Annotated in this window: 18 protein-coding genes; 14 read left to right on the forward strand and 4 right to left on the reverse strand. The window is 64.2% G+C overall.

Annotation, left to right across the window (positions count from 1 at the left end; translation table 11 throughout):
- Window positions 1–747, forward strand: a complete 747-nt coding sequence (locus tag BM193_RS04360) for a flagellar brake protein (RefSeq protein WP_092795663.1) — start codon at window positions 1–3, stop codon at window positions 745–747.
- A gap of 79 nt (window positions 748–826) precedes the next feature.
- Here BM193_RS04360 and fliE read toward each other — a convergent pair whose 3' ends face one another.
- Window positions 827–1,129, reverse strand: a complete 303-nt coding sequence (gene fliE, locus BM193_RS04365; RefSeq protein WP_254785884.1) for a flagellar hook-basal body complex protein FliE — start codon at window positions 1,127–1,129, stop codon at window positions 827–829.
- Window positions 1,130–1,444: 315 nt separating this feature from the next.
- Between fliE and fliF the strand changes: the two genes are divergently transcribed.
- From fliF to fliR, 13 genes are all read left to right on the forward strand, one after another.
- Window positions 1,445–3,160 carry a flagellar basal-body MS-ring/collar protein FliF gene (gene fliF, locus BM193_RS04370; protein ID WP_092795666.1) on the forward strand — a complete coding sequence of 572 codons (1,716 nt, stop codon included), beginning with the start codon at window positions 1,445–1,447 and terminating at the stop codon, window positions 3,158–3,160.
- Window positions 3,153–4,151, forward strand: coding sequence for a flagellar motor switch protein FliG (fliG, locus tag BM193_RS04375; RefSeq protein WP_034787109.1), 999 nt, complete (start codon window positions 3,153–3,155; stop codon window positions 4,149–4,151). Before fliF ends, fliG begins: the two co-directional genes overlap by 8 nt.
- Before the next feature lie 43 nt (window positions 4,152–4,194).
- On the forward strand, window positions 4,195–4,896 hold the full coding sequence (locus BM193_RS04380) for a flagellar assembly protein FliH (RefSeq protein ID WP_092795668.1): 702 nt from the start codon (window positions 4,195–4,197) through the stop codon (window positions 4,894–4,896).
- Between the two features lie 89 nt (window positions 4,897–4,985).
- A complete protein-coding gene (gene fliI, locus BM193_RS04385; RefSeq protein ID WP_254785886.1) occupies window positions 4,986–6,302 on the forward strand; it encodes a flagellar protein export ATPase FliI in 1,317 nt (438 codons plus the stop codon).
- A 32-nt stretch (window positions 6,303–6,334) separates the two neighbouring features.
- Window positions 6,335–6,775 (forward strand): flagellar export protein FliJ, encoded by a 441-nt coding sequence (gene fliJ, locus BM193_RS04390; RefSeq protein WP_092795672.1) that lies wholly within the window; start codon window positions 6,335–6,337, stop codon window positions 6,773–6,775.
- A gap of 27 nt (window positions 6,776–6,802) precedes the next feature.
- Window positions 6,803–8,086: a flagellar hook-length control protein FliK gene (locus BM193_RS29025; protein WP_254785831.1), complete on the forward strand. Its 1,284-nt coding sequence runs from the start codon at window positions 6,803–6,805 to the stop codon at window positions 8,084–8,086.
- A 186-nt stretch (window positions 8,087–8,272) separates the two neighbouring features.
- Complete coding sequence (gene fliL, locus BM193_RS04400; protein ID WP_092795674.1) at window positions 8,273–8,785, forward strand: flagellar basal body-associated protein FliL; 513 nt, start codon at window positions 8,273–8,275, stop codon at window positions 8,783–8,785.
- Between the two features lie 6 nt (window positions 8,786–8,791).
- Window positions 8,792–9,778: a flagellar motor switch protein FliM gene (gene fliM, locus BM193_RS04405; RefSeq protein ID WP_034754035.1), complete on the forward strand. Its 987-nt coding sequence runs from the start codon at window positions 8,792–8,794 to the stop codon at window positions 9,776–9,778.
- Between the two features lie 49 nt (window positions 9,779–9,827).
- Window positions 9,828–10,262: a flagellar motor switch protein FliN gene (gene fliN / locus BM193_RS04410; RefSeq protein WP_034754038.1), complete on the forward strand. Its 435-nt coding sequence runs from the start codon at window positions 9,828–9,830 to the stop codon at window positions 10,260–10,262.
- Complete coding sequence (fliO, locus tag BM193_RS04415) at window positions 10,259–10,849, forward strand: flagellar biosynthetic protein FliO (RefSeq protein WP_092795676.1); 591 nt, start codon at window positions 10,259–10,261, stop codon at window positions 10,847–10,849. Before fliN ends, fliO begins: the two co-directional genes overlap by 4 nt.
- Before the next feature lie 58 nt (window positions 10,850–10,907).
- Window positions 10,908–11,636, forward strand: a complete 729-nt coding sequence (fliP, locus tag BM193_RS04420; protein ID WP_092797052.1) for a flagellar type III secretion system pore protein FliP — start codon at window positions 10,908–10,910, stop codon at window positions 11,634–11,636.
- A gap of 12 nt (window positions 11,637–11,648) precedes the next feature.
- Complete coding sequence (gene fliQ / locus BM193_RS04425) at window positions 11,649–11,918, forward strand: flagellar biosynthesis protein FliQ (protein ID WP_092795678.1); 270 nt, start codon at window positions 11,649–11,651, stop codon at window positions 11,916–11,918.
- A 22-nt stretch (window positions 11,919–11,940) separates the two neighbouring features.
- Window positions 11,941–12,795: a flagellar biosynthetic protein FliR gene (gene fliR / locus BM193_RS04430; protein ID WP_092795680.1), complete on the forward strand. Its 855-nt coding sequence runs from the start codon at window positions 11,941–11,943 to the stop codon at window positions 12,793–12,795.
- Window positions 12,796–12,803: 8 nt separating this feature from the next.
- Here fliR and BM193_RS04435 read toward each other — a convergent pair whose 3' ends face one another.
- From BM193_RS04435 to flgL, 3 genes are all read right to left on the reverse strand, one after another.
- Window positions 12,804–14,063 carry an MFS transporter gene (locus BM193_RS04435; RefSeq protein ID WP_092795682.1) on the reverse strand — a complete coding sequence of 420 codons (1,260 nt, stop codon included), beginning with the start codon at window positions 14,061–14,063 and terminating at the stop codon, window positions 12,804–12,806.
- Between the two features lie 51 nt (window positions 14,064–14,114).
- Window positions 14,115–14,567, reverse strand: a complete 453-nt coding sequence (locus BM193_RS04440; protein WP_092795684.1) for a MarR family winged helix-turn-helix transcriptional regulator — start codon at window positions 14,565–14,567, stop codon at window positions 14,115–14,117.
- Between the two features lie 158 nt (window positions 14,568–14,725).
- Complete coding sequence (flgL, locus tag BM193_RS04445; RefSeq protein WP_175533143.1) at window positions 14,726–15,967, reverse strand: flagellar hook-associated protein FlgL; 1,242 nt, start codon at window positions 15,965–15,967, stop codon at window positions 14,726–14,728.
- Between the last annotated feature and the right edge of the window lie 23 nt (window positions 15,968–15,990).

The raw sequence follows: 15,990 nt of genomic DNA on the forward strand, positions 1-15,990 counted from the left end.
ATGGATTCCGGCCTCGAAAACTGGCATGACTTTGAAGTGGAATCACGGCGGGAAATCATCGCCTTGCTGCGCAGCATAGGCGAAAAGAACCAGCTGATCCGCATGCTGATCCACGGCGAATCCGATGTGTGCGTCACCTCGATCCTGGAAGTCGATGCCGAGCGCAATACCGTCATCCTCGACCGTTCCGTGAATGCCGACCAGAACCGGCGCATGGTGGCCGCCACGGGCATCTCGTTTGAAACCTCGCTCGACAAGATCCGCATCCTGTTCGCCAGCGCGCTGGTGGAGGAATGCAACCATGGCGGCACGCCCGCCTTGAAGATTGCCGTGCCGGAAACCCTGATCCGCTTGCAGCGGCGCGAGTATTACCGCATGACCACGCCCGTCAGCAATCCCGTGCGCGTGACGATTCCCCTGCCGCCGGCGCTGGGCGGCGCCGACACCCCGTTCCCGCTGGCCGACATCAGCTGCGGCGGCATCGCCATCCTGGACAATAAATTGATACTGGGCGAAACCATCGGCAGGGACTACCCGGGCTGCCGCATCGACCTGCCCGACGTCGGCATCGTCACCACGACTTTGCAAATCCGCAACTCGCTGGACATGACATTGCTCAACAATAAGCTAAACCGCCGCCTCGGCTGCCAGTTCGTCGACCTGCCGCGCAGCATGCTGGCGCACGTGCAGCGCTATATCACGCGGCTGGAGCGCGAGCGCAATGCACGGATGGCGGGGTTGGGCTGATCATAGTTAACCCAAAACGCAAGGGCCGGGGTCGGACCCGGCGGGTCCGACCCCAGTCTTCGTTTTGGGTTCTCAACAATTAAACTTGCATATTCATGATCTCATGATATGCCGACACTAATTTATTCCTCACCTGCACCGTCGCCTGGAATTCGATGCTGGACTTTTGCATCGACACCATCACGTCCGACAGGCTGACCTTGTCGTCGCCCATGGTGAAGCGCTGGCCCATCGCCGACGATTCCTTTTGCGAGCTGCTCACGGAATCGAGCGCGCTCTTGAAGGCATCGGCAAAATTCACCTTGGCCGCCGGCATCTCGGTCTGGATCGCCGGCACTTTCGCCTCCGGCCGCGTGGCCGCCGACTTCAGCTGCGCGATCATCGCCTCGATCCTGCTGCTATCGATACCGCCTGTTTTCACCTTGCCTCCCCATTGTCATGTATTCCTGCTTGTTGCTTCCAGAGAACAAAACCCTGATTGCAAGGCAACGCCGGGTACAATAACTTCCGTCACACGTTGCCAGGGTTCCACAATACCAGCGCCGACGCCAGCCACTCGGCCGAGCAGGCGGCAAAAGCGCCTTCTATTTGGACGATTGAAGCGCGTGACAGTGGCGGATAATTCTGCATATCGCCCCCTCCTCCAGAGGAAGCGGCCTCCACTCATCACAGAATACACACGCCCCGGAAGGCAATCATGGCTGTAGCCGAAGAAATCGATGTGAACCGCATACCCCCGGAACCGGCCCCGGCCCGTTCGCCTGTGGAGTCCGTGCAAGCATTCGCCAAGACGCCGATGGGCAAGAATTTCCTGCGCGGCCTGGGCGTGGCGGCGCTGATCGCCATCGGCGTGGCGCTGTACATGTGGAACCAGCCGCCCGAGTACAAGGTGCTGTTTTCCAACTATACGGACCGCGACGGCGGCGCCATCACGGCCTCGCTGGACCAGCTGGGCATCAAGCACAAGTTTTCCGAAGGCGGCGGCGCCATTCTCGTGCCATCCGAGCAAGTCCATGACGCGCGCCTGAAACTGGCCGCGCAAGGCTTGCCGAAGGGCGGCAACGTGGGCTTCGAGCTGATGGAAAACCAGAAGCTGGGCGTGTCCCAGTTCCTGGAACAGGTCAATTTCCAGCGCGCCCTCGAAGGCGAACTGGCCAAATCCATCGAATCGGTGTCCGCCGTCGATACGGCCAGGGTCCACCTGGCCCTGCCCAAACCGTCCGTCTTCGTGCGCGAACAGCAAAAACCCACGGCATCCGTGCTGCTGAACCTGCATCCGGGCCGCGGCCTGGACCAGTTGCAGGTGAGCGCCATCGTGCACCTGGTGGCGTCCAGCGTGCCGGAATTGCTGCCGATCAATGTCACCGTGGTCGACCAGGCGGGCAATCTGCTGTCGAACCAGGAAAAGGACAAGGACCGCGCCAACGGCGTCAAGAGCCTGGACCCGAACCAATTAAAGTACGTGCAGCAGCTGCAGCAAAGCGTGATCAAGCAGGTCGAATCGATCCTGCTGCCCATCGTCGGTGAAGGCAATGTGCGCGCCGAAGCGACGGCCGACGTGGACTTTTCGCAAAGCGAACAGGCGGCCGAAACCTACAAGCCGAACTCGCCGCCGGAAGCGTCCACCATCCGCAGCCAGCAAACGAGCGAATCGACGGGCGCCGGCAATGCCAACCCGTCGGGCGTGCCGGGCGCGCTGTCGAACCAGCCGCCGGGCGTGGCCACGGCGCCGCTGACGGCCGACGCGCCGGGCGCGGCACCGGGCGCGCCGACGCCGCCGACGCAAAAGGAATCGACGACGAATTATGAAGTCGACAAGACCGTGCGCTATGAACAGAAGTCGATGGGCGGCCTGCGCCGCCTGTCCGTGGCCGTCGTCGTCAACTACCGCCGCAGCATCGACAAGGATGGCAAGGTCACGGTGAAGCCGATTTCGCCGGCCGAAATGGTCCAGATCAATAATCTGGTCAAGGAAGCGATGGGCTACAACAAGGAGCGCGGCGACAGCTTCAGCGTGGCCAACTCGCCGTTCGACGGCATCGAGCGCGCGCCCGAAGGCAAGCTGGAGTGGTGGCGCGACCCGGCCAACTTGCCGCTGGCCAAGGAACTGGCGAAATTCCTCATCACGGCCCTGATCCTGCTGTATATCTTCATCAAGATCGTGCGCCCGATGCTGCGCCCCGTGATGCGCAAGATCGACGATTTCGGCGCCCCGCCGCCCGTCATCGAACCGGAACTGGCCAAGGCTGGCGAAGAAAACGACGTCCTGCTCAGCGAAGCGGAACTGGAAGAACTGGAAGAAGACACGGCGCGCGGCTACCGCGAAAACCTGGCGATGGCCAAGAAACTGGCGCAGGAAGACCCGCGCGTGGTGGCCAACGTCATCAAAGCATGGATAGGCAATAATGACTGAGACAACGGGACTGCAAAAAGCATCGATCCTCATGCTGGCACTGGGCGAGAGCGAGGCGGCCGAGGTGATGAAATTTCTCGGCCCGCGCGAAGTGCTGAAACTGGGCGCGGCCATGGCCACCATGAAGGGCATCGCGCACGAGCAGGTGGTCGAGGTGCTCGACGACTTCCGCGCGCAGACGGAACTCAATTCCACCGTCGGCCTCGATTCGGACGAATACATCCGGCAAGTCCTCACCAAGGCGCTGGGCGACGACAAGGCCTCCGTGCTGCTGTCGCGCATCCTGGGCGGCAAGGACGCGTCCGGCATCGAATCGCTGAAGTGGATGGATTCGCAATCCGTGTCCGAGCTGATCCGCAACGAACACCCGCAGATCATCGCCACCATCCTGGTCCACCTGGAGCGCGACCAGGCGTGCGAAATCCTCGGCCACTTCACGGACCGCCTGCGCAACGACGTGGTCTTGCGCATCGCCACCCTGGACGGCGTGCAGCCGGCCGCCTTGCGCGAACTCAACGACGTGCTGACGAAACTGCTGTCGGGTAATGAAAACATCAAGAAATCGTCGCTGGGCGGCGTGCGCGCGGCGGCCGAGATCCTGAACTTCATGAGCGGCGAGCAGGAAGGCTCCGTCATGGACAATATCAAGAACTACGACAATGACATGGCGCAAAAGATCATGGACGAAATGTTCGTGTTCGACAACGTGATCGATATCGACGACCGCGGCATTCAATTGCTGCTGCGCGAAGTGCAGTCGGAAATGCTGATCATCGCCCTGAAAGGCGCCTCGCAGGAGCTGCGCGACAAGATCTTCAAGAACATGTCGCAGCGCGCCGGCGAAATGATGCGCGAAGACCTGGAATCGAAAGGCCCCGTGCGCCTGTCGGAAGTGGAATCGCAGCAGAAACAGATCCTGCAGATCGTGCGCCGCCTGGCGGACGAAGGGCAGATCGTCCTAGGCGGAAAAGGCGAGGATTCGTTTGTCTAATTTAATTCCCAAAGAGCAGCAAACCGCCTACCAGCGCTGGGAAATGACCTCGTTTGGCGACGAGCGCCCCAGCGTGGTGGCGGCGCGCAAACTGCTGGAACCGGAGCCTGAGCCGGAACTGGACCCATTTGCCGAGTTGCACCCGGAAGAGCCGGCCCCGCCGCTGGAATACCCGACGCAGGAAGAACTCGATGCCATCCGCGAGGAAGCGCGCGCCACCGCCTTTGACGAGGGCCGCGCGGCCGGCTATGCGGAAGGCCATGCGGCCGGGCATGCCGATGGCCATGCGCAAGCGTATGCGGAAGGCAAGGCGGCATCGAGCGTGGAACTGGCGCACCTGCAAACCATCGCCGTCGACTTCGGCACGGCCGTGCACCAGGCCGACGAGCTGATCGCCAACGACGTCATGGAACTGGCCTTGCAGCTGGCCAAGGGCATGTTGAAGACGGCCCTGCCCGTGCGCCCCGAACTGATGCTGCCGATGGTGCGCGAAGCCATCGAGTACTTGCCTGTGCTGCAACAGCCGGCCTTGCTGATGCTCAACCCGGAAGACGCGCAAGTGGTGCGCGACGGCATCGGTGACGAGCTCGACAAGGGCGGCTGGAGAGTCATCGAAGACCCCAGCGTGGAACGCGGCGGCTGCAAGATCGACACGGCCAGCAACCAGATCGACGCGCAGGCGTCCACCCGCTGGCAGCGCCTGACGCATGCGCTGGGCAAGGACCTGGACTGGCTGGCGCCGTGAGCGAGCCCGTCAAAGGCAAGAATGCCCACGCGGCGCGCTGGCGCGCCTACCTGAACGACTGTGCGGCCGTCGTCGGCTTCGTGGAACCGATGCAAATTTCCGGCCGGGTCACGCGCGTGGCCGGCCTGGTGATGGAAGCGGTGGGCTTGCGCCTGGCCGTGGGCGCCGCCTGCACCGTGCCGCTGCCGAATGGCGGCCGGGTCGAGGCGGAAGTGGTCGGCTTTGAAGGCGACCGCCTGTTTCTGATGCCGCAAAGCGATGTCGAGGGTATCGTGCCCGGCACGCGCGTGTTTTCCGTGGAACCGGCGATTCCCCGTCCCGGCAGCGTGGCGCACCCGCGCCGCCGCCCCAGCGACCGCGCGCGCCACCTGCCCGTGGGACCGCAACTGCTGGGCAGAGTGCTCGACGGCGCAGGAAGGCCGCTGGATCAACTGGGTCCCCTGCACACGACCGACAGCGCGCCCATCAACGTGCGCCCCGCCAATCCGCTGGGCCGCGCGCCCATCGTCGACACGCTCGACGTGGGCGTGCGCTCGATCAACGCCATGCTGACCGTGGGACGGGGCCAGCGCATGGGCCTGTTCGCCGGTTCCGGCGTGGGCAAGAGCGTGCTGCTGGGCATGATGGCCCGCTACACGGAGGCGGACGTGATCGTCGTCGGCCTGATCGGCGAACGCGGACGCGAAGTGAAGGAATTCATCGAGCAAATCCTCGGCGCCGAAGGCCTGGCCCGTTCCGTCGTCGTCGCCGCGCCGGCCGACACGCCGCCGCTGATGCGGCTGCAAGGGGCCGCCTATGCGACGGCGATCGCCGAGCATTTCCGCGACCAGGGGCAAAACGTGCTGCTGATCATGGATTCGCTGACCCGCTACGCCATGGCGCAGCGCGAAATCGCCCTGGCCATCGGCGAGCCGCCCGCCACCAAGGGCTATCCGCCGTCCGTCTTCGCCAAGCTGCCCGTGCTGGTGGAACGGGCCGGCAATGGCGAGGAAGGCGGCGGCTCCATCACGGCCTTCTACACCGTGCTGACGGAGGGCGACGACCAGCAGGACCCGATCGCCGACTCGGCGCGCGCCATCCTGGACGGGCATATCGTGCTGAACCGGCGCCTGGCAGAGGCGGGCCACTATCCCGCCATCGACATCGAGCAATCGATTTCGCGCGCCGCCCATTCCATCACCTCGCACGAGCACCAGCAAAAAGCCCGCAAGCTGAAACAGCTGTATTCGCGCTATGAACGCAGCCGCGACCTGATCAGCGTGGGCGCCTACAGCGCCGGCACCGATCCCGTGCTGGACCAGGCCATCGCCCTGCATGAAAAGATTGAAGCTTTCCTGCAACAGCAAATCACGGAGCGCGTCAGCATGGACGAGAGCTTGGGGCAACTTACCGCTCTATTCGACTGATTAGGGCTTGCGCGCCGGGAATATAATCCAGCATGGCCTCTCCTTCCCAACTTGCCACCCTGATCGACCTTGCGCAGCGCGAAACGGACGACTGCGCGAAACGCCTGGGCGCGGCCCTGAAAGCGCTCGACGATTGCCGGCAAAAGCTCGACATGCTGGCCGGCTACCGCGACGATTACGCCAAGCGCTTCGAGACCACCATGAGCAGCGGCATCACGCCCATGGCCTACCGCAACTTCCAGGCCTTCATGCTCAAGCTCGACAGTGCCATCCTGGGTCAGCAGCAGGTGGTCGAGCATGCGCAGGCACGCAGCGAGAATGAAAAACTGCGCTGGCAGGATGCGGAACGCAAGCGCATGTCCTACACCACCTTGAACAACCGGGCGCAGGAACAGGCGCTGAAGCTGGAAAACAAGCGCGACCAGAAGGCAATGGATGAGCACGCGGCGCGACAAGCCTATTACAAACGCTAAGCAACACTGACCGCCATTGAGAGCATCATGCAAACCCAGCCAACCCCGATTTCCCAGATAGTCTCGCCGAACGCCACGCCTGGCAGCGCCAACCGCGCCCAGCCGTCAAGCGGCGGCGATGGCGATTTCCAGCGCACCCTGAACCGCCAGATGGAGCAGCGCCAGGCCAGCCGCAACGTGGCGGCGCAAGCACAATCCCAGACGCCCTCGGCCCGCCCGGCCCCCGCGCCCGCCCCGGCCACGCCGGCACCCGCCGCCAAGACGCCAGGCAATGAGGCCAAGCCTGCCGAGCAAGCGGCAACGCCGGACAAGCCAGCCGCGTCCGCCGGCGACGCCCCGGCGCCCGCCACCACGGAAGGCAAGCCAGACGAGGCCACGGTCCCCGCCGCCGCCACGGCGAGCCCGCCGCCGCCCGCCGATCCGGCCGCCGAGATGCTGGCCCTGGTAAGCAGCATCCAGTTGGCCATGCAGCCAGCGGCCAAGGCCGGCAAGGAGACAGCGGAACTGGCGCCACGCGGCGGGGTCAAGGCCGATGGCAAGAGCCTGGCCGCGACACAATTGCTGGCTGCCGGCCAGGCCGGCGGCAAGGCGGTGGCCAGCGCCACTGCCGCCACGCCGGCGGACAGCGGCGACTTTGCCGCCAGCCTGGGCCAGGCCCAGGGCAAGGCGGCAGCCGCATCGGCGCCGGGCTTGCCAACGGCCAAGGCCGAGCCGGGCAAACTGGCCATCGATGCGCAACTGGCGGCGAGCGCCAAGGCCGGCGCCGCGGTGGCCGAACCGCTGCTGAAGGAAACGCCTGCCGAACTGAGCCGCCTGGCGGCCCAGTTGCAGCCGGGCGCGCTGCAGCAGGCGGCAGCGGCTGCCGCCGTGCCGGCCGACAAGCTGGCCGGCCGCGTCGGCACGCCAGCCTGGGACCAGCAGCTGGGGCAGAAAGTCGTGTGGATGGCGGCCGGCGGCGACCAGAGCGCCACCCTGACCCTGAATCCGCCCGACCTGGGCCCGTTGCAGGTCGTCCTGACGGTCACCAATGACCAGGCGGACGCCGCCTTCATGTCGGCCCAGCCGGAAGTACGCCAGGCGCTGGAAGCGGCCATGCCGCGCCTGCGTGAAATGATGAGCGAGGCGGGCATCGCCTTTGGCAGCGCCACCGTGTCGGCCGGCACGCCGGAACAGCAACACAGCGGCGAACGCGGCGCATCGGGTGAACGCCGTGGCCAAGGCGGCGGCGTGGCGGGCGGCGAAATCGCCATCGCGCCAGCCAGCGGCGCGCGCGGCCGGCCCTCGCTGGGCGCCGTGGATACCTTTGCCTAGGACCAATTCGTCGCCCGCAGGCCACAGCGCTGGCCCACGCTGGAACTTTTCGTGCAGAAACATCGAGTTGAGGGCGCTTCCGCCCTCTTTTCCGTGCATCCTTCTGCGCAGAATTTGCCGATAATGACATAATGGCGTCGTGATCCACTTCCATGCACTCGAGTACCATTGAAAGCAAATCCTAAAATGAAAGCAGATCCGAAAGCAGATGCAGGCCTGGCCCCCGCCGGCGCGTCAAAAAAGAAGCTTCTGATCATCGTGCTGGCGTCGGTGCTGGTCGCCGGCGGCGTGGGGGGCGGTGCGGCCTGGTATTTCCTGCATGGCAAAGCCGACAAGGAAGAGAGCGCGCCGAGCAAGAAGAAACACGCGGCCTCCAAGGCGGGGCCGCCCGTCTTCGTGCCCATCGATGCCTTCACGGTCAACTTGCAGCCGGAAAATGGCGAGCAATATCTGCAGATCGCCTTCACCTTGCAGGCAAGCAGCCCGGAAGAAATGGACTTGATCAAGCTGAACATGCCGAAGGTGCGCAGCCGTTTGCTGCTGCTGTTGTCGGGCAAGAAGGCCTCGGAACTCAATACCGTGGAAGGCAAGCAGCAACTGGCGGCGGAAATCATCGGCCAGGTGAACCAGCCGTTCGAGGACAAGGGGCCGGAGCAGGACGTGACGGACGTATTATTTACCGCATTCATCATTCAATAAGCAGCCATGGCCGATAATTTCCTCTCCCAGGAAGAAGTCGATGCCCTACTCAAGGGCGTCAACGGAGACCAGGACGACGCGCAGGCGCCGGAAGATGTCACGGGAGTTCGTACCTACAACCTGGCGACCCAGGAGCGCATCGTGCGCGGCCGGATGCCGACGTTGGAAATTATCAACGAGCGTTTCGCCCGCCTGCTGCGCGTGGGCCTGTTCAACTTCCTGCGCCGCAGCGCCGAAGTATCCGTCGGTTCCGTGCGCGTCTCGAAATACAGCGAATTCATCCGCAACCTGGTGGTGCCGACCAATTTGAACCTGGTGCACATGAAGCCGCTGCGCGGCACGGCCCTGATGGTCTTCGATCCGGGCCTCGTGTTCCTGCTGGTCGACAATTTATTTGGCGGCGACGGACGTTTCCACACGCGCGTCGAAGGGCGCGATTTTACGCAGACGGAGCAGCGCATCATCCTGCGCATCCTCGATATCGTCTTCGAGGCCTACACCAAGTCGTGGGAGCCGGTCTTCCCCGTCGAGTTCGAATATATCCGTTCAGAAATGAACACGCAGTTCGCCAACATCGCCACGCCGAACGAGGTGGTGGTGGCGTCGACGTTTACGGTGGAACTGGGCTCCGTTTCCGGACAAATCCACTTCTGCATGCCCTATTCGATGATCGAGCCGATCCGCGATTCGCTGACCTCCAGCCTGCAGGGCGAGGCGCTGGAAGTGGACAAGCGCTGGATCCGCCTGATGACGCAGCAGATCCAGATCGCCGAAGTGGAGCTGGTGGCCTCGCTGGGCACGGCGCGCGTCTCGTTCGACGAGATTTTGAACATGAAGGTGGGCGACATCATTCCGCTGAACATCCCCGAGCTGATCGCCGCCACCGTCGACGGCGTGCCCGTGATGGATTGCACCTACGGCGTGCTGAACGGACAATATGCGCTGAAGGTCGAGAAATTATTGGCGAACGCCGATAACATGAATAACCACTAAATAAGTAGCCGGGCCGCTGCGGCCCGCATCTGTACAACAGGAGAAACACATGTCTGACAACCAAGACGACCAAAGCGCGGAAGACGATTGGGGCGCGGCCATCGCCGAGCAGGCCAAGGCGGAAGCCGAAGCGCTGCAGAACCAGGCCGCCAATACGGCCAGCGCGGCCAGTGCCGCCGTGTTCAAGGACTTTTCCAAGCAGGCGTCGAAGTCGGAAACGCACAACGATATCGATTTCATCCTCGATATCCCCGTGCAGCTGACGGTCGAACTGGGCCGCACCAAGATCGCCATCAAGAACCTGCTGCAGCTGGCGCAGGGTTCCGTGGTCGAGCTCGACGGCCTGGCCGGCGAGCCGATGGACGTGCTGGTGAACGGCTGCCTGATCGCCCAGGGCGAAGTGGTGGTGGTCAATGACAAGTTCGGCATCCGCCTGACCGACATCATCACGCCTTCCGAACGTATCCGAAAATTGAATAAATGAAGCCTGGCCTGTTGATTTCCACCCTGCTGTCGCTGGCGGCGGCATGCTGCATTGCCCAAGCTGCCGCGCCCGCGGCGTCGGCCGCCGCCGCGGCCCCGGCCGAGACGGCAACGGCCAGCGCGGGGGCTGACGTGGCTGCCGGGAAACCGGCCGCCGCCATCGATGCGGCGGCGCCCGCTCCCGCCGCCGCGCTGCCCGCCATGCCGCCCGGCGCGCCCCTGACCATGGCGCCATCCTCGTCCGCCGGCAGCTTGCTGCAAACTATTTTCGCGCTCGTCTTCGTGCTGGCCCTGCTGATCGGCCTGGCCTGGGTCATGAAGCGCTATGGCCCGAAAGCCATGGGGGGCAACAGCAAGATGCGCGTCGTCAGCTCGCTCAACCTGGGCGGGCGCGAACGCATCGTCCTGATCGAGGTGGCGGACCAGTGGATCGTCGTCGGCGCCTCGCCCGGCCGCGTGAATGCGCTGGCGACCCTGCCGCGCCAGGAAGGCGAACCGCCGCAGCTGGCGGCGGCGCAAAACGGCCCTGCCGCCGCGAATTTTTCCGAGTGGCTGAAACAGACCATCGAAAAACGCAATGGAAAGTAAGCCGGCAATGGAGCAAGCGAAACAGGCGTTAGCATTGCGCAACATCAAGACTCCCGTCATGTGGCTGCTGGCCATCGCCACGCTGGCCTTGCCGCTGTGGGCGCTGGCCCAGCCGGGCATCCCCGCGTTTACCAGCACGCCGGCGCCGGGCGGCGGACAGAATTATTCGTTGCCGGTGCAGACGCTCATCCTGATGACGTCGCTCACCTTTTTGCCGGCGGCCTTGCTGATGATGACCTGCTTTACGCGCATCATCATCGTGCTGTCGCTGCTGCGCCAGGCCATCGGCACGCAGTCGGCGCCGCCGAACCAGGTGCTGGTGGGCCTGGCCCTGTTCCTGACCCTGTTCGTCATGGGTCCCGTGTTCGACAAGATCTACACGGATGCGTATCTGCCCTACCAGGAAAACAAGATCAGCATGCAGCAGGCGATGGACAAGGGCGTCGAGCCCCTGAAGACCTTCATGCTCAAGCAGACGCGCCAGGCCGACCTGGCCCTGTTCGCCAAGATGTCGCGCACGCCGGCCCTGCAAGGCCCGGAAGACGTGCCGCTGCGCATCCTCGTGCCCGCCTTCGTCACGAGCGAACTGAAAACGGCATTCCAGATCGGCTTTGCCATCTTCATCCCCTTCCTCATCATCGACATGGTGGTCGCCAGCGTGCTGATGTCGATGGGCATGATGATGATGTCGCCGGCGACGATCTCGCTGCCGTTCAAGCTGATGCTGTTCGTGCTGGTCGATGGCTGGCAGTTGCTGCTCGGCTCGCTGTCGCAGAGTTTCTACTAGGAGCGCACCACGATGACACCCGAAAGCGTCATGACCCTGGGCCGCCAGGCGATGGAGATCACCCTGATGGTGGCCGCGCCCATGCTGCTGGTCGCGCTGATCATCGGCCTGATCGTGAGTATTTTCCAGGCCGCCACGCAGATCAACGAAGCGACCCTGTCCTTCATCCCCAAGCTGGTGGGCATTTTCGTCGCCATCGTCGTGGCCGGCCCATGGATGCTGTCCGTCATGCTCGACTACATGCGCCAGGTCTTCACGGGCATCCCGAACCTGGTCGGCTAACCGTGCGGCAAGGGCGTGGGCCATGCTGACCCTGTCCAGCATCGAACTGAATACGTGGATCGCAGCACTGCTGTGGCCACTTAGCCGCATCCTCGGCCTGATCGCCGCCGCGCCCCTGTTCGGCAACGCCGCCGTGCCCGCCACCGTCAAGGTGACCCTGGGCGCGCTGCTGGCCATGATCATCGCCCCCACCGTGCCGGCCTTGCCGGCCGTCAATCCGATGTCCCTGCCCGGCCTGCTGATCCTGACGCAGGAAATGCTGGTGGGCCTGGCCATGGGCTTTTCCATCCGCATCGTCTTTTCCGCCATCGAAATGGCTGGCGAGATCAGCAGCCTGACCATGGGCCTGGGCTTTGCCTCGTTCTTCGATCCGCAGACGAAGGGCCGGTCGTCGGCCATCAGCCAGTTCCTCGTCATGCTGGCCACGTTGATGTTTCTCACTGTCAACGGCCACCTGGTCTTGCTGGCGGCGCTGGCGGAGAGCTTTGTCAGCCTGCCCATCTCGTCCAGCCCCATCAGCGGCGGCGGCTTCCAGCAGCTGGCCGCCTGGGGCGGCGAAATCTTCCGCTCCGGACTGCAGATCGCCCTGCCCATCCTCGCCGCCCTGCTGCTGACCAACGTGGCGCTGGGCATACTGACGCGGGCCGCGCCGCAGCTGAACATCTTTGGTATCGGCTTCCCCGTCACCCTGGGCGTGGGCTTGCTGGTGATCGGCATGGTCCTGCCCTACCTGGCCACGCCATTCCAGAACATGTTCCTGCGCGGCATAGAAACGGCGCGGCTGCTGCCGCGCGGCTTTGCCACGCGCGACCGGCCGCCGCCGCCCGCGCCGCCCAATCCGCTGCGTCCCGCGCCGCCGGCCGCGCCGGCACGCTAAGACCTGACTCAGTGCTGGTCCGTACTGAACTGCACGCGCCAGCGGCGCATGTCCAGGTGCAGTTTCAGCTGGTGATGTTTGACCAGGTAGCGCACGCCGACGAGTGCCGCCGCCAGGCCCGACACGGCGCCGATGCCCAGCGCCCAGCGCGGGCCGAAGGTGTCGGCGACCCAGCCCACGATGGGCGCGCCCAGCGGCGTGCCGCCAGCCGAGATCGCCAACAGGATGGCCATCACGCGGCCCCGCATGGCGGGCGCCGTGGACAGCTGCACGCTGCTGTTGACGCTGGTGGTAAAGGTTTGCGCGGCGATGCCGATCACCACCAGCATGATGCCGAACAGCCAGTAATTGGGCATCACGGCGGCCAGCGCGCAGCCAACGCCGAACAACGCGGCCGCTCCCAGCAACAGCGCCAGCGTGGGCCGGCCGCGCCCCGCCGCCAGCAGGGCGCCTGCCACGGAGCCACAGGCCATGATCGAGCTGAGCACGCCATACTGGCCCGCGCCCGCATGGAAGGCCGTCACCGACATGGTCGACAGGAAAATCGGGAAATTCAGGCCAAAGGTGCCGATCAGGAACAGCATCAACAGGATGGCCATCAGGTCGGGCCGCTGGCGCACATAGCGGAAGCCCTCGCCCAGGCTGGCGCGCGTGGCTTTCAGGCGCGGCGCGCGGCGCAGCAATTCCACGCGCAACAGCAACAGCGAACCGATCACGGCGGCAAACGAAACGGCGTTGATGATGAAGACCCAGCCGCTGCCGACGCTGCTGATCAGCAGCCCGGCCACGGCTGGCCCAAGCATGCGCGCCGCATTGAACGAGGTGGAATTGAGCGCCACGGCGTTGGTCAGGTCTTCTTCTTCGACAATTTCGGAAACGAAGGTCTGGCGCACGGGGGAATCGAAGGCCGTCACACAGCCCAGCAGGAAGGCAAACACATACACGTGCCACAGTTGTACCAGGCCGCTGATGCACAGCAGGCCCAGTCCCAGCGCCAGCAAGCCCATGGCGGCCTGCGTGAACAGCAGTAATTTTCTGCGGTCGAGCAGGTCGGCCGCCATGCCCGTCAGGGGCAGCAACAGCAGTTGCGGGCCAAACTGCAAGGCCATGACGATGCCGACGGCGCTGGCTTTGTGCTGCGTCAATTCGCTCAGCACCAGCCAGTCTTGCGCCGTGCGCTGCATCCAGGTGCCGACGTTCGACACCAGGGCGCCGCCGGCCCAGATACGATAATTGGGATTGCGTAACGAACGGAAGGTGTTTTTCATCTGTGGGGGAAAGGCCTCCTTGCCTTGGGTTTCAGGAACGCAATGACAAGGTCATTCCGTTAGACGTTTGAGTAATGCCACCGCACTATTGAGCTCGGTGACTTCGGCCGGCGTGAGCCGGGTTTCGAGGGTGCGCGCCAGCCAGTCCTCGCGCGCGGCGCGGCTGGCCGCGATCCAGGCGCGGCAGCTGTCCGTCAGGGTCAATATGGTTTGCCGGCCGTCCAGCGGATCGGGCGAGCCCGTCACCATCTGCGCTTCGCTCAACGCCAGCACGGTGGCGGCCATCGACTGCGGCCGCATGCCTTCGGCGCGCGCCAGGCTGCTGACGGTGGCCGGCCCCTCGCGCTCCAGACGGCTGAGCACGGAAGCCTGCGACATCGTGATATCCCCCAGATGCGATTCCTCGCGCAGGCGGCGGCGCAGTTTGCCGATGAGAATGCGCAATTCGCCGGCCAGTTGCAGCACCTGCTCGTGGTCTTGATGGTCTTCTTGTGGGGTGGTCATGGTGGCCGTGGGGAAATCAACAGGCTCTACTATAACAGATATGCAGGTAGACTGCACAGTTTGCCTGTAGATCTTGTCGGACTGACCATGTTACGGACGCAAAAAAGCCGGGGCGGGAGATGCACTCCCTGCCCCGGCCCGGTCTTGCAGCGGCTGGCTTAACTGATGTAATTGAACAGCGACAAGCCCGAGATGGAGGTGAACGATTTCTGCGCCGCCTGCAAGGTGATCTGCTGCTGGCTGAACAGGGAAATCGCCTTCACCATGTCCAGGTCCTGCAAGCCGGACAAGGTAGAGGCATACTGCAGGTCGAGATCGTCGCCGGCGCTGTCGAGCGTGTCGAGTTCCTTCAGCCGCGAACCGACTTCCGCGCGCACGGACAGCACGTTGTCATAGGCCGTGTCGAGCAGGTTGTGCGCCGCGTTCAGGCTGGCGGTCAGGCGCGCCTGGCCCGCGTCGCCCGTGGCCGGCTGGCCCAGCGCGCCGATCAGGTTGGTGATGGTGGTAAAGATCGATTCCTTGCCGCTCGGCTCCAGGGTGAACTTGTCCTGGTCGGCCGGCTTGCCGGAAATGGACACTTGCTGGCCGTCAAAGCTGATGGCGTCGCCCGCCTTGTAATCCACCGGCACGGCCGGGTTCGGGATGGTCTGGCCCAGGGTCACGTCCGTCACGGTATAGGTCGTCTTGGCGTCCGTGCCCGTGCCCGTCACCTGGAAATCGATCGAATACTTGTGGCCCGTCAATTTGGTGGGATCGGTGACGGTGCCGCCGGAAATGATGCCGGCGCCGCCGCGCGCGAAATTGCCGGTGTCGGGCGCCGTGGTGAACTTGCCATTGCCCGTCAGGTTATTCTCGAACACGGTCGCGCCCGAGTCGCTGGTGGCCAGGTAGCGCGCCGAGCCCACCTGCAGTTCGCGCTGGCCCTGGTCGCCCACATAGGTGGCGCCGCCCGGGGTCTGGCTGAATGGCTGGGTGGTCGACTTGTAGCCGGAGAACAGGTAGCCGCCCGCATTGTCGGAGGTGTTGGCGATGCCCATCAGGTCGGTCAGGCGACCTTTCAGTTCCGTGGCCAAACTCTGGCGGTCGATATCCTTCAGCGCCGGATTGCCCGCCTTCAGCACCAGGTCCTTGACATCGGCGATCAGCGAGGTGGTGCTGGCCAGCGCCAGCTCTTCCTGCGAGAGGAAATTCTTGGCATTCGAGCGGTTCGTCACGAACTGCGTATTGATCGATTGCGACTGCGTCACTTCCAGCGCGCGCGCCGAAGCGATGGGGTCGTCGGCCGGCGTCAGATTGCGGCGGTTGGCCGACAATTGCATCTGCGTGCGGTTCAGCGCGCCCTGCAAATTGTTCAACTGCGTGCTGCCCGCGTCATAGATCATTCTGGTGCTGATGCGCATGATGCTGCCCTTCCTGATAGCGG

It is taken from the genome of Janthinobacterium sp. 344 (assembly GCF_900112025.1).
Lineage (GTDB): Bacteria > Pseudomonadota > Gammaproteobacteria > Burkholderiales > Burkholderiaceae_D > Janthinobacterium.

Excerpts from the sequence above, each read along its gene's own strand:
- BM193_RS04360 (WP_092795663.1), top strand. The coding sequence starts at position 1 with ATGGATTCCGGCCTCGAAAACTGGCATGACTTTGAAGTGGAATCACGG.
- fliE (WP_254785884.1), bottom strand. The coding sequence starts at position 1,129 with ATGATCGCGCAGCTGAAGTCGGCGGCCACGCGGCCGGAGGCGAAAGTG.
- fliF (WP_092795666.1), top strand. The coding sequence starts at position 1,445 with ATGGCTGTAGCCGAAGAAATCGATGTGAACCGCATACCCCCGGAACCG.
- fliG (WP_034787109.1), top strand. The coding sequence starts at position 3,153 with ATGACTGAGACAACGGGACTGCAAAAAGCATCGATCCTCATGCTGGCA.
- BM193_RS04380 (WP_092795668.1), top strand. The coding sequence starts at position 4,195 with ATGACCTCGTTTGGCGACGAGCGCCCCAGCGTGGTGGCGGCGCGCAAA.
- fliI (WP_254785886.1), top strand. The coding sequence starts at position 4,986 with ATGCAAATTTCCGGCCGGGTCACGCGCGTGGCCGGCCTGGTGATGGAA.
- fliJ (WP_092795672.1), top strand. The coding sequence starts at position 6,335 with ATGGCCTCTCCTTCCCAACTTGCCACCCTGATCGACCTTGCGCAGCGC.
- BM193_RS29025 (WP_254785831.1), top strand. The coding sequence starts at position 6,803 with ATGCAAACCCAGCCAACCCCGATTTCCCAGATAGTCTCGCCGAACGCC.
- fliL (WP_092795674.1), top strand. The coding sequence starts at position 8,273 with ATGAAAGCAGATCCGAAAGCAGATGCAGGCCTGGCCCCCGCCGGCGCG.
- fliM (WP_034754035.1), top strand. The coding sequence starts at position 8,792 with ATGGCCGATAATTTCCTCTCCCAGGAAGAAGTCGATGCCCTACTCAAG.
- fliN (WP_034754038.1), top strand. The coding sequence starts at position 9,828 with ATGTCTGACAACCAAGACGACCAAAGCGCGGAAGACGATTGGGGCGCG.
- fliO (WP_092795676.1), top strand. The coding sequence starts at position 10,259 with ATGAAGCCTGGCCTGTTGATTTCCACCCTGCTGTCGCTGGCGGCGGCA.
- fliP (WP_092797052.1), top strand. The coding sequence starts at position 10,908 with ATGTGGCTGCTGGCCATCGCCACGCTGGCCTTGCCGCTGTGGGCGCTG.
- fliQ (WP_092795678.1), top strand. The coding sequence starts at position 11,649 with ATGACACCCGAAAGCGTCATGACCCTGGGCCGCCAGGCGATGGAGATC.
- fliR (WP_092795680.1), top strand. The coding sequence starts at position 11,941 with ATGCTGACCCTGTCCAGCATCGAACTGAATACGTGGATCGCAGCACTG.
- BM193_RS04435 (WP_092795682.1), bottom strand. The coding sequence starts at position 14,063 with ATGAAAAACACCTTCCGTTCGTTACGCAATCCCAATTATCGTATCTGG.
- BM193_RS04440 (WP_092795684.1), bottom strand. The coding sequence starts at position 14,567 with ATGACCACCCCACAAGAAGACCATCAAGACCACGAGCAGGTGCTGCAA.
- flgL (WP_175533143.1), bottom strand. The coding sequence starts at position 15,967 with ATGCGCATCAGCACCAGAATGATCTATGACGCGGGCAGCACGCAGTTG.